The sequence below is a fragment of the uncultured Pontibacter sp. genome (assembly GCF_947495565.1).
Taxonomy (GTDB): domain Bacteria; phylum Bacteroidota; class Bacteroidia; order Cytophagales; family Hymenobacteraceae; genus Pontibacter.
The window spans coordinates 274,678-287,707 of the sequence record NZ_CANLZM010000004.1; the positions used below are offsets into that span (position 1 = coordinate 274,678).

General features: G+C 46.4%; 8 protein-coding genes. 1 reads left to right on the top strand and 7 read right to left on the bottom strand.

Annotated elements, in window-relative coordinates; all coding sequences use genetic code 11:
* Positions 1-98 precede the first annotated feature (98 nt).
* The 7 genes from Q1B04_RS07575 to tsaD all read right to left on the bottom strand — a co-directional run bounded on the left by Q1B04_RS07575 (position 99) and on the right by tsaD (position 8,483).
* Positions 99-2,213: an ABC transporter substrate-binding protein gene (locus Q1B04_RS07575; protein ID WP_299757572.1), complete on the bottom strand. Its 2,115-nt coding sequence runs from the start codon at positions 2,211-2,213 to the stop codon at positions 99-101.
* A 292-nt stretch (positions 2,214-2,505) separates the two neighbouring features.
* Positions 2,506-4,395, bottom strand: a complete 1,890-nt coding sequence (gene rpsA / locus Q1B04_RS07580; protein ID WP_299757574.1) for a 30S ribosomal protein S1 — start codon at positions 4,393-4,395, stop codon at positions 2,506-2,508.
* Positions 4,396-4,994: 599 nt separating this feature from the next.
* Positions 4,995-5,498 carry an HNH endonuclease gene (locus tag Q1B04_RS07585; protein WP_299757577.1) on the bottom strand — a complete coding sequence of 168 codons (504 nt, stop codon included), beginning with the start codon at positions 5,496-5,498 and terminating at the stop codon, positions 4,995-4,997.
* A gap of 81 nt (positions 5,499-5,579) precedes the next feature.
* Entirely contained in the window at positions 5,580-6,356 is a 777-nt protein-coding gene (locus tag Q1B04_RS07590) for a C40 family peptidase (RefSeq protein WP_299757579.1), read from the bottom strand.
* 159 nt (positions 6,357-6,515) lie between these two features.
* Positions 6,516-6,983 (bottom strand): SsrA-binding protein SmpB, encoded by a 468-nt coding sequence (smpB, locus tag Q1B04_RS07595; protein ID WP_299757581.1) that lies wholly within the window; start codon positions 6,981-6,983, stop codon positions 6,516-6,518.
* Positions 6,984-7,403 carry a hypothetical protein gene (locus Q1B04_RS07600; protein WP_299757584.1) on the bottom strand — a complete coding sequence of 140 codons (420 nt, stop codon included), beginning with the start codon at positions 7,401-7,403 and terminating at the stop codon, positions 6,984-6,986. It lies immediately after the preceding gene.
* Positions 7,404-7,475: 72 nt separating this feature from the next.
* On the bottom strand, positions 7,476-8,483 hold the full coding sequence (gene tsaD, locus Q1B04_RS07605; RefSeq protein ID WP_299757586.1) for a tRNA (adenosine(37)-N6)-threonylcarbamoyltransferase complex transferase subunit TsaD: 1,008 nt from the start codon (positions 8,481-8,483) through the stop codon (positions 7,476-7,478).
* 65 nt (positions 8,484-8,548) lie between these two features.
* Between tsaD and Q1B04_RS07610 the strand changes: the two genes are divergently transcribed.
* On the top strand, positions 8,549-13,027 hold the full coding sequence (locus Q1B04_RS07610; RefSeq protein WP_299757588.1) for a translocation/assembly module TamB domain-containing protein: 4,479 nt from the start codon (positions 8,549-8,551) through the stop codon (positions 13,025-13,027).
* Positions 13,028-13,030: the final 3 nt, after the last annotated feature.

The window sequence follows — 13,030 nt, forward strand, 5'->3', positions numbered from 1 at the left end:
GCCTGCATAGCGCTAAGCCGGTTGAGTTTCAGACGTTTAATTTTAGCGTTTTATTAATTTTATTTTCTGCTTTGGCTGATGAAAGCCTTCTGCACTTACTAAGCGACAATGAGCATCGTAAAAACAAAAATAATAACCGGAAAAATGAAACGCTGATACATTTTTGCCACCTTACTTTCTGTATTGTGCTTTTTCCTCTTCACAAACTGAAGTATAGAAGTGCCAATAAGCGACGTAATCATGATGTAAGTGAAGATGAAAATCCGATCAGAGATAGTGGCATACTCCATTTCCGGTTTGTAAGCAGAAAAGTATAAAGCAATAGAAGCCAAGAGCGATGTGACTTGTATAGCCTCCAGCGTTTCGAACCGATGCAACGGAATAAAAACCGAAAAATAAGTTACTACAAGTATAACAAGTAACGGGGTCAGCACTTTCAGGAAAAAATCGATTCTTGCCCGCGCCAGCACATACGTATAGCTAAATTTATAGAACGGTAGTGTCTGCACCTTGTCAGTGAAAGTATTTACAAAATTTATAATATCATGGTCATAGCCCACATATTGGCTTTGGTAATTCCATCCATCTACATCAAAAATAGAATCGTTCAAAGCAGTAACTGAGGGTTGAACCAGAAACGGCTGGGCCGCACTCATGGGTTGGAAATGAATGGAGAACTTCTGCTTATCGAAAGGGTAGTTCTTTAAATCTGGTTCAAAGAGAAACTTACCCGATATTTTATACATGTGGTTGAAAAGCGGCATTCCATTTCCAACCTGTGCAATTCTGATTTCCTTAATATCCAGCAAGTATTCATGGCTTGTCTCGCTGCGGGCCGCATTGGTGAAGTCAATCTGCTGGACAGAGAAATCCTTTGTAGAGGTAAGCTCCAGGTAGAATGTGGCATAGAAGCTGCCTTCAACATCACTCACTCTGTTTATTTCCACCAGATTCATGTGTGTGTAAAGCACAGGCACTTTTTGCAGTGTATCATTTTTGCGCAAATACTGGTCTGGCGCTAGCATATGCCGAGGCAAGGTCGGGGGCTTCCAGGCGAGCAGCACATCACCGGCTATGGCTCTGTCGGAGGTAAAATACCAATCCGCAAACCAGCCCCGATAAATCTGCCCCCCACCAATATAGTTTTCTAAACCTTTGTTTATCTTCTCTCTGATATTGTCTTCACCCGCAGCGCTTTCATGCTTAGCAGCCTCCGCCATCAGCCCTAAGCAATCTGCCAGCCTTGCGCCAAAGTTAAGTTGGAGTTCCAGGGTCTCGCCTGGTTTAATTTCATCCATAAACGTCGGGATCTGTTCCTGCATCCTTAGATTAAAAGTGCCGGGAATTCCTACCACATTCAAATCAAATATCTCACCTATACTTTGCCCCTGCGTATGATGCACAACAAAGCCAAGATCACCGAGAGCAGTAAAAATGGGAATTTCAATGCCTGCTTTGCGTATATGGTCTAAAAGATCTGAGGTAATAATGCTCCCAAAAGAAATCATGGCAAAGTCCGCTTCTTCTGCCAGCGCGTTTGTGATGGAGTCATAGTCACTTGATGTGAAGTTGTAACCTGACGGATACCATTTTTCAAGCACCAGTTCAATAGAAGAGTCTGACTTTTCCAGCTGTTTTATTCGCTCCAGCAACTCAATCGAATATAAATCCCCTGTTTTGCCGATAAAAGCAGGCCTTTTGTACTTAGACTTCAGGAACAGATCAAAACGCGCTGCTATATCTTTAATGCCCTGCTCAGCAGTATACATGGTAGGATATTCTTCAAAGAGCGTAGTAAGGGCATAGCCACCTATAAACGGAACCCGCGCCGGGCCCACTACCTCTGCTATTGCTTTTGACCTGGTAGAGCTCCAGCACCCTACATAGCCAATAAGGTGCTTATTATCCACTGTCTCCTGAACTACTTGTCTCGCGACCTCAGGGCTACCTTCATCATTGAGATAGTTTACTCTTAATTCCCTCCCTTCAACTCCTCCTTGCGCATTAATGAGATCAACTCGTTTCTTAATCACAAACTGCACCACCTCCATATCCTTAGGTGTCAACTCTATATTAGTAAGAATTACACCAACTGTATAGTAGCCTTTCAGGGAGTGATTGGAGAGCCTTTCCTGATAGATGACATAACCCACAAGCAGAGCACCTACCAAAAGTATGGCGGCCTGTTTATAAGTTATGTTTTTCAGATTCATTGTTTAGCCCCTAAATAAGAATTTAATGCTATCTGTTGTAAGCCTAAAATCTTATAATCATAATACATAGTTAATATATATGTATACGATAAAACAACTTAAATCGGGCACTTTGCTTATTACCTAAAGCCCTGGTAGACAAGCTGAAGCCAAGTGCTGCTTCTACTGCCACTTAAAATACAGTACGTTTATACTTTTACCTGCCATCTCCATCATATCAGAATCTATTGAAAACAAAAAAGCCCCGGATTGCTCCGGGGCCTTCTTGTTGTATAACAAGCTTAAAGATTAATTAAGCGTTGTTTTCTTCTTCAGAAGCTTCATCATCAGAGTCTTTTGCTTTTTTAGCAGCAGCAGCCTCTAATTTCTTAACACCAGCTTCTTTCTCATTCTCAAGCATCTGCTCTTTCAGGGCAGAAAGTGCGTCCAGGTCGCCCAGTGTAGAGCGATCTGCCTCTTTCTGAACTTTAGGAGCTTTCTCTTTCTTCTCACCACCACCTGTAGCAGGAGCGGCGGCTTTCTTAGTAGCTCTTGCAGCTCTAGAAGACTCTACTTCAGAGTGCGTAGCAGTATGAGAAAGGATAATCTTACGATCATCTTTAGAGAACTCAGTTACTTTGAAATCAAGTGTCTCGCCTGCTTCAACCTGAGATCCGTCTTCTTTCGTCAGACCTTTAGGGAAAGTGAAGCCTTCGATACCGTAAGGCAGCTCCAGTGTAGCGCCTCTTTCTGATTTCTCAAGTACAGTAGCTTTGTGAACTGAACCGATGTTGAATACAGACTCAAACGTATCCCAAGGGTTCTCCTCCAGCTGCTTATGGCCTAATGCAAGTCTTCTGTTAGGAACGTCAAGCTCCAGAACAACTACATCCAGGTTTTCACCAACTTTTACAAACTCAGATGGGTGCTTGATCTTCTTAGTCCAAGACAGGTCAGAAACGTGTACCAGACCATCAACACCTTCTTCCAGCTCCAGGAACAGACCGAAGTTAGTCAGGTTGCGAACGATACCAGTATGTTTCGTACCGATAGCGTATTTCGTCAACACATCTTCTTTCGTCCATGGGTCTTCAGTAAGCTGCTTAATGCCTAATGACATTTTGCGCTCTTCGCGGTCAAGCGTCAACACAACTGCCTCAACCTCGTCGCCTTGCTTGATGAAGTCTTGTGGGTTGCGCAGGTGCTGCGACCATGACATTTCAGAAACGTGGATCAGACCTTCAACGCCTGGCATCAGCTCAAGGAATGCACCGTAGTCAGCCACGTTAACGATTTTACCTTTAACTCTAGAGCCAACCTCAATCTCAGTTGGAAGTGCATCCCATGGGTGCGGAGTCAGCTGCTTCATGCCAAGAGAAATACGCTTCTTGTCATCATCGAAGTCAAGCACAACTACGTTCACTTTCTGGTCTAAATTCAGAACTTCCTCTGGATGGTTGATACGGCCCCAAGAGATATCTGTGATGTGAAGCAGACCGTCTACGCCACCAAGGTCGATGAACACACCGAAGTTTGTCATGTTCTTGATAACGCCTTCCAGTACCTGACCACGCTCTAAGTTGTTCAGGATAGCGGCACGCTGCTGCTCCAGGTCTTTCTCGATAAGTACTTTGTGAGATACAACCACGTTGTCGAAAGCGGCGTTGATTTTCACAACTTTCACTTCCATTTTCTTGCCAACGAACACATCGAAATCACGGATCGGCTTCACGTCGATCTGAGAACCTGGCAAGAAGGCCTCCACACCATGGATATCCATGATAAGACCACCTTTGGTTCTTCTCTTAACCACACCCTCCAGAACGTTGTCGTTCTCAAGTGCGTCGTAGATACGAGCCCAGGCGCTAACGATTTTCGCTTTCTTGCGAGACAAGATAAGCTGACCGTTTGGATCTTCCTGGTCTTCGATAAACACTTCAACCTCGTCGCCAGCCTTAAGATCAGGCATGTCTCTGAATTCAGAGATAGACACAAGGCCATCAGATTTGAAACCGATGTTCAGGATCACGTCACGATCAGTGATACCTACCACGATTCCTTTAACAACCTCCTGCTCCTGTACAGTAGTCAGGGTGTCGTCATACATTTTTTCCATTTCGGCTTTCTCAGCTTTGCTGTAGCCAGCACCGAAACCCTGAGACTCAAACTTGTCCCAGTCGAAATTTTCTGGAGAATTACTCATATTGTTTTACTGCTCTTGAGTAGCCACCGGCTTAGAGCAATTGGCCGGTTTGGTTTAGTTATACATACCCAGACACAAGGTTTAGGCTCACTCAATCGAATGAACGGCAAAATTAAGTAATAAATTCAAGAAATGCTAGTTTGCCCACAGATTACAAGATGCTTTTGGTGAGCACTTTACAGAATTGAGTAAGCACCTGGTATAAATTAGCGGTGGTTGTGCTGGTAGCTTATACTTACTATTGTGTTAGAGAAATTCGCCGATGCCCCACGATAGCTTTGCTTGAGTAGCCCAGATGAAAAATAATTGCTACAACCTTAAAACAAAGCTGCAGTGTATTCATACTTTATTGCTTGATCTGAATAATCATAAGGCCGCAGCATGAAAGCAAAAGAACTTACCGGGCTAATAAGTTAAAAGCAAAGGCGAACAATAAGGTTATAAATTCAGCAAAACAATTAGACTTACCATACTTGTCGGAGTATGATAAGCATGCAACTTTATACTTTGTTCCATACTTCACTTAAATCCACGTTAATACCTGAACATGATGTAAGTATAAAATCAACACTAAGGATATTAGCACAAGTATAATCCAGTTAATTGTTTACACCAAGGTATACTTTCCAGTCGGTGTTTTTGGGATTGAGATGCAGCTGCAGGAAGTTTTGTAAGGTGGGCCGCGTTGGCTTTCTGTTTAGCTTCAGACCGGCCTCTTCTGGCGTACGGTCGCCTTTGCGGGCATTGCAGCGCGAGCAGGCAGTTACAAGATTTTGCCACTTCGTCTCCCCTCCCCGGCAGCGCGGAAGAAGGTGATCTAACGTTAGCTGCTTAACAGAGCCGCAGTACTGGCAGCTATAGTTGTCGCGGCGCATCACGTTATGCCGGCTCAAGGCAATGCCATAGTAAGGCACCCGCACGTAACGCTGCAAACGAATGATAGATGGTACAGGATAAGTAGTACTGACAGTATGCAGCACTTCGCCATCAGACTTCGAGACCATCTCCGCCTTATCGAGGTAAACTAAACGAAAAGCTCTTTGGATAGAGCAGACGGCAATAGCGCTGAAATCTTGGTTTAGGATGAGAACTTTGTCTTTCATGGCCAATTTCTGGTCTTACGCCTACTCTTTTACGGAATCTGCGGAAAACCTATACTGTTTGACCAAGAAAATCAGCAGCTTTTAGAGATGTATTCGCTTGATAATACGCAGGTTGTGGGAATATCGCTTGCGGTCAGCGTTATAAATTCCGTTATGATCCAGTGTATCGATGCGCACCTCGCCATGGGCATGCATAATCTTCTGGCCCTCCAGCACCAAACCGACATGCGTGATACGTCCTTCAGCATTCGAGAAGTATGCCAGGTCTCCGGGCTGTGACTGCGTTACAAAGTGAACCTCCTCACCAAGGTCTACTTGTTGGTACGCATCGCGCGGAAGCTGATAGCCGCAGATACCGAACACCAACTGGGTAAAGCCAGAGCAGTCGATGCCAAAAACCGATTTGCCGCCCCACAAGTATGGCGACTTCAAAAAGTTATCTGCCACCTTTAGCAATTCTGCTGTGGTTGCAGCACTAGCAGGATCAGAAGCCTTGCCAGTATACAGATACCGCTCCTCGTTAACCCGAATGGATTCACCGTCAAAAAATGGAAGGTAACAACCTATCCCAACCGGAATTCGGACATTGCCATTGCTTACCACCTGCAAGAGGTCCGTAACACGCGGATGATTGGTTTTAGTCCATTCTTTGTAGTAGTCTGCAGTTACTGGGGTGTGCTGCTTCGAGTCAATCCAACCACGGTAGCCATCGGCAGCCAACTGCAGCTGCAGCCAGTTCCCATCCTGGCCTACCACCTCGTAGCATTCGCCAAAAGTTAGCTGCGTTACAATTTCAGCTTTGTCAGATGTTTCGGCGCGCATGGGCACCACACTTAGCAGACCTATACCGTATTCCACGATTTTCTAATTTTGATGGAGTAAATGAGAGATTAAGCGAGTTGTAAATGAGCAAAGGGTAATGCGGTTATAGTTTTCAAAGTATAAACTTATTTGCTAGGACCTATAAAAACACACTTCTATTCACACATTCACTCATTCATTCATTCACAATTATACTTAATACCCGCTGCGCTGCATCTCGCGCTTCACGTCTTTCTCTTTTATGTCTTGCCGCTTGTCATACAGCTTTTTACCACGTGCTAAGGCAACCTCTACTTTAGCATACCCACGGTCATTTACAAACAAGCGTGTCGGTATAATCGTTACGCCTTGTTCTTCTGCGCCTTTCTCAAGTTTACGGAGTTCGCTTTTGTTTAGCAGCAGCTTGCGCGCACGCATGGGCTCATGGTTGTAATGGGTGCCTTCGGTGTAGGTAGAGATGTGCACGTTATGCAGCCAAAGCTCTCCGCGCGTAAACACGCAGTAACCATCCTGCATATTTACCTTACCCTCTCGAATAGATTTGATTTCGGTACCCATTAGCATAACGCCAGCGGTGTACTTATCAATAAACTGGTACTCGAAGGATGCTTTGCGGTTAACGATGTTAACGTGCTTCTTAATTCTGTCTTTATCTTTCGCCATTTATACTTTCTTCGGCGCCAAAATTTTCGCCAGTTTCTCTTTTTTCAAAATTTTTTGCCCGGTTTCTCCGTCAGCCACCAAACGCTCCCCTACTTTTGCCGTGAAGCTACAGATTACGTTATTGCCTTCATACTTCTCAAGGGTCGCCACAATCACAACATCATCTCCTTCAAAAGCCGGAGATTTATGGTTGATAATCAAACTAGTACCAACACCTTCCTCATCCTCCGCTTTCATATCCAACACAAACAAACGGCCAGCCCATTCAGCAGCCTGCGCCAACGAAAACGTGGAGCAAACGGCATGTACCAGACCATCATCGAATCGGGCAAAGTCTGCTGCCGTTACATGCTTTGTATAGGTACGGGTATCGCCTAGCTTTATATTGTTGATTGCTGATCGCTGATAGTTGTCTTCCATACTTTATAAATACATGTACAAGCCTTTTAGACAAAGTGGCACCTCAGCTAATCTCTGGAGACCAGTGAGTAATTAAAACTTCAGCCTCGGCTCCGGACTTACATACTGAGTTGCAAAGTCACCTTTAAGGTACTGGTAATGAGCAGCAATAGCTATCATGCCTGCATTATCGGTGCAATACTGAAAGGCAGGGATATACACATTCCAGTTATACTTAGACGCATACTCCTGCAGTGTAGTACGTAAGCCTGAGTTAGCCGATACACCACCTGCAATTGCTATTTCAGAAATACCCAAGTCAGTTGAGGCTTTCTTCAACTTCTTGAGCAGCGTTTTAATAAGTGTCTTCTGAACGCTGGCGCAGATATCGGCTAAATTCTCCTGTACGAAATCCGGGTTTCCCTTCGTTTTATCTCTAAGAAAGTATAAAACAGAAGTTTTAATACCGCTGAACGAGTAATTATACTCGGGCATGTTACCTACCGGAAATTCAAAAGCATCGGGGTTACCTTGTGCCGCCATTTTGTCCAGCATGGGTCCGCCAGGGTATGGCAGGCCGAGCATTTTGGCTGTTTTATCGAAAGCCTCCCCAACGGCATCGTCCGTGGTCTGTCCTATTATCTCCATGTCCAGGTAGTCTTTTACGAGCACGATTTGAGTATGGCCGCCACTCACAGTTAAACACAGGAACGGAAATTGCGGCTTAGGTTCATCTATGAAATGAGCCAGAATGTGGGCCTGCATGTGGTTTACCTCAATTAAAGGAATGCCTAAGCCAAGCGCAAACGACTTGGCAAAAGAGCAACCCACCAGCAGCGCACCCAAAAGACCGGGGCCGCGAGTAAAGGCAACTGCATTTAGCTCACTTTTTGTTACATTTGCCGTAAGCAAGGCCTGAGTTACCACCGGTATTATGTTCTGCTGGTGGGCTCTGGAAGCAAGCTCTGGTACAACACCGCCATATTGCTCGTGCACGGCTTGTGTGTTTACGATATTAGACAATACCTTGCCCCCACGGATTACCGCGGCGGAGGTCTCGTCGCAAGAAGATTCTATCGCTAAGATTGTAGGTTCGGTCATCTTTGGAAAAAGAACAGTCAACAAATTACTTCAAAGTTATAGGAAAAGCTATTCTAAAAATAGTTTTGGGGCTATTCCTGTTCCTTTTACTGCTTTTTGCGGCTGTTTTTGTCGCTATTCGCTTTCCGGGGGTGCAAACGGAAGTGGCGCAGCGCGTGGCAACTTACCTCTCCGATGCCACCAAACACGAGGTAAGCGTTAGCCGGGTAGACATTGAGTTTTTCAGCAAGGTGGTTCTGGAGCAGCTAGAGGTAAAAGATAACCGCCAGCAGCAGCTTTTCTATGTGGGTCGGGCCGAGGCGGCTATAGACGCCTTCTCTATCTTTTCCCCGAACAACCTAAGTATAAGTTCACTGGAACTGGAGGAGCCTCGCGCCAACCTGGTAAAGTATGAAGGCAGCGACTCTTTAAACCTCAGCTCCTTTATCAGCGCTATGCAGCAGCTTTTTGTGAAAGACACCACAAAAGCTTCTACTCCATTTAACTTTGAACTGGGCGAGCTGATCATTAAGAACGGCAGCTTTGCCTATGATGATTTTAATTACCCCCGCGCGGAGTACGGAATGGATTACCGCCATCTGGCCATTACCAACCTGAACGGCCGGTTTAATGAGTTACAGCTCGGCGATACGCTTCAGGTAAGTGTAACGGACCTGCAGGCTTTTGAAGCCAACTCCAACACGCGCCTGCACAACCTGGATACGCGTATGACCTATGCTGCCACCTTCTGGGAGTGGGACGAACTTGACCTGCAGCTGAACAAGAGCAACCTGCAAAACTATATCCGATTCGATTACAGCACTTTCAGTAACTTCCCTGATTTTGTGGATAGTGTCAGTATGACGGCCAACCTGCAGAACAGCAAATTATTTTCTCAGGATATTGCCGTCTTTGCCCCTCAAATCCGCGAATATGATGAGAACCTGCAAGTAAACTCCCTCAAGCTAAAAGGCATCGTTACTAATTTTTCTGCCACAGACGTAGACCTGGAGTATGGCCGCAACACACACATTGTAGGCAATATCAGCGCCGATGGCCTACCAAATTTTGAGGAGACTTTTGCCAACCTCAGGCTTCAGCCCTCTACTATCAGCGCACAGGATCTCCGGCAGTTCTTGCCTGAGGAAGCTTTCCGTATAGCAAACCGGTTGGGCACCGTACAACTGGAGGGGCGTTTTCTTGGTTTCTATAACGACTTTGTTGCCAACGGTGAATTTGGAACGGCGCTTGGCAACCTGCGCTCCGATATAAACCTGAAGATCGACGACGACACCCGCACCTCTTCTTACAGCGGCTTTGTAACAACCAACGGCTTTAACCTGGGCCGCCTGCTGGATGCGGAGGAGCAGATTAAGACAATTTCCATGAGCGGCCGGCTGCAAGGCTCAGGCTTTACCCTGAGCACAGCCAATGTAAAAGCTGATGTTGCCATCAGGCAAGTGCAGTTGCTGGGGTATAACTATCAGAATATTAACGCCGATGGGGTGCTACAGAAACAGGTATTTGTAGGGGATGTCACTATCAACGACCCGAACCTTGTCTTTAACGCAAGCGGCGAAATAAATCTAGCCGAAGATCGAAAAGCCTTCAACATGAGAGCTGATCTGGAGCGCATCAACTTTCAGGCGCTAAACTTGAGTAATGAACCTTTGTTATTAAGCGCCAATGCAAATCTAAATTTTAAGGGTTTAAGACTGGATGACTTTGAAGGCACGGCTCGCTTTGACAGCGCCTTTGTTAGCTATCAGGGCAAGAGCCTGTCGCTCGACTCTATGTTGGTTGAATCGGATATTGCTGAAGGGCAGCGCCGACTGAACCTGTTTTCAAACCTGCTCGACCTGCATATTGACGGCAACTTTGACTATACCACCCTCATCGCCGACTTAAAAACCTTGGTTCAGGAGTATAAACTTAACTTTGAGAGCGATCCAGTTGCCACAGCGGCTTACTATAATAGAAAAGAAAAAGGCACAGCCGATGAGTATGCGGTTAACTATACTATCAACTTAAAACGCGCCAATCCCATACTTGATTTATTTGTGCCGGAGCTTGTTTTTTCGGACAGCTCTAAGGTAGAAGGCTCTTTCCGACACGATGCCACCGCCATTTTAGAGCTTTATGCCACTATCGATACTATACTTTATGAGGATTATACTTTATTTAGTAATAATATCGAAATCAGCACCTCCAAGTTGCTTCACAATGCAGATGTGTTGGCAGCAGCATTATTCACATCACAACAGCAGGAACTGCCGGGAGCAGAAAAAACAGAGGACTTTTTTCTGGAAGGCATCTGGAGCGAGCGCACCATACAGTTTGCTACCAGCTTACGGCAGCCACAGCAGAACAACCGCGCCCTGATAACAGGAGACCTGAATTTTCTGCAGAACCAGGTGCAGATTGTCTTTGATGAGTCTGATATAACGCTACAGCAGAACATATGGGCTTTTGTGCCTGGCAACACCTTATACATCAGTGAAAGAGGCAACCGATTGGTGTTTGAGAACTTCGCGCTCACCAACCAGAATCAGGTAATTCGTGCAGAAGGAACTGTTTCTGCAGATCCGGACAGCCGCCTTGTGCTGAACATAGAGAACTTCAAGCTTAACAATCTGAACCCACTCCTGCCTATGAAAATAGCCGGGGAAGTAACGGCGCAACTCACTGCGCAAGACCTTTACAATGAGGCCAAAATAAACGCAGCCATGCAAGTAGACTCTTTCTACCTGGATAATGTATTTATCGGAAACGTGGTAGGCAGCACGGACTGGACAAAAGCCAACCAACGGGCCTCTGTTGATTTAGGTATTCAGCGCGATGAAAAGAAGGTACTGGCGCTTAGCGGCTTCTACAACCCGCAAGCCGAAGAAGATCAGCTAGACCTGCTGGCCGTGCTGGACCAGGCAAACCTAAAATTGACAGAACCAGTGCTGCGAGGGTTATTTTCAGATTTGGGTGGTGATATGGAAGGCCGCATCCGAGTGCTCGGTAACTTGAGCGCTCCTGTGCTTAAAGGCTCTGTGATGGTAACCAACGGCCAGTTTACGTTTGATTACCTTAATACGACCTACCGCTTCTCCGACCGCATCTACTTTGGACCCAACAGCATCAGCTTCCGAAATGCGCAGCTACAGGACTTGTTCGGCAACAAAGCAACCGTATCGGGAGGTATAGCCCACGATGGTTTCCGGAACATGGTGATCGACATGGAGGCGCGTTACCGTAACTTTATGGTTCTCAACACCACGGAAACCCAAAACGAGCTTTTCTATGGTACGGCTTTCGCCACGGGCACCGCCAGCGTACTTGGCCCCACTGAAAACCTGCAGGTAAACGTAGATGCGCGAAGCGACGCGAACACACGCATAGTGCTTCCGCTTGATTACCAAACAGATGTATCACGTAAGGATTTCATTCGGTTTGTCAATAAAAATCCAGAATCCGGCACAGGTGTGGAGGTAGAAGCAGAAAGCAGCACAGTGGACCTCTCGGGCATCAACCTGGATTTTAACCTGGATGTAACAGACGATGCTTATTTCGAAATAATTATTGACCGTACAACGGGCGATGTCATTAGAGGCTCTGGCAACGGTGATATACAGATGACGATTGATACCCGCGGCGACTTCAACATGTACGGTACCTTTGAAATTACGGAAGGTGCTTACAACCTGAACCTTCTGGAAGGCCTGGTAACCCGGGAGTTTAAAGTGGTACCGGGCGGCACCATCACCTGGAACGGAGATCCTACCGCCGGTGTCATGGATATCAGAGCCAACTATACACAGATGGCCTCTTTCACCAATTTTCCTGGCTTTTCAGATTTAACGGGCCGGTATCCTGTTATAGCTGTAATTGACCTTCGCGGCCCTCTCCTTACACCGCAGATACAGCTTGGCCTGAGCTTTGAGCAGCTGCCGCAGGAGGTGCAGACGTCTCTATACTCTGTTATTAACTCTATCAAAAGCGATGAAAGTGAGCTGAACCGCCAGGTCTTCAGCCTGCTGGTATTGCAGCGGCTTTCCCCACAGGGCACCCTTGCCTTCGATAGCAGCGTAGGAGCCGGAGCCGTAGGTGGTAGCTTGGGAAGCCTGCTTTCAAGCCAGCTGAATACCTTCTTCAACAGCATCGACAGTAACCTTGAAGTTGATATTGGCTTGGGCATTATCGGGGAGGATGCGCTTGCTTCGCTGCAGGTGCGCTTGAGCTATACGTTTTTTCAGGGACGCCTGCGTGTTACCAATGAGACTGGCTTTGGCGGCGCCACTGACGATGTGCGCGGCAATGCCTATGTCGGCGATTGGCTGCTCGATTACTACATTTCGCAGACAGGTGAGCTGCGGGCGCGACTGGAGTATAACTCTACCCCAAACATTTATACCGGCCGCATTACCCAAAGCCAAAGTATAAGTTTGCTGCACACCAAGCGTTTTGATAACCTTCGGGAGCTTTTTGGGAGCGAGAAGCGCGCGCGACGGCAGCAGCGCCTTGAAATGGAACGGGACCGCATTATACTTGACTCTGACCCGCGGCTGGAGTTATAAAGT

What these genes read in the sequence shown, in the direction of transcription:
- Q1B04_RS07585 (WP_299757577.1), bottom strand. Translation starts at nt 5,498, where the DNA reads ATGAAAGACAAAGTTCTCATCCTAAACCAAGATTTCAGCGCTATTGCC.
- Q1B04_RS07600 (WP_299757584.1), bottom strand. Translation starts at nt 7,403, where the DNA reads ATGGAAGACAACTATCAGCGATCAGCAATCAACAATATAAAGCTAGGC.
- smpB (WP_299757581.1), bottom strand. Translation starts at nt 6,983, where the DNA reads ATGGCGAAAGATAAAGACAGAATTAAGAAGCACGTTAACATCGTTAAC.
- rpsA (WP_299757574.1), bottom strand. Translation starts at nt 4,395, where the DNA reads ATGAGTAATTCTCCAGAAAATTTCGACTGGGACAAGTTTGAGTCTCAG.
- Q1B04_RS07575 (WP_299757572.1), bottom strand. Translation starts at nt 2,213, where the DNA reads ATGAATCTGAAAAACATAACTTATAAACAGGCCGCCATACTTTTGGTA.
- tsaD (WP_299757586.1), bottom strand. Translation starts at nt 8,483, where the DNA reads ATGACCGAACCTACAATCTTAGCGATAGAATCTTCTTGCGACGAGACC.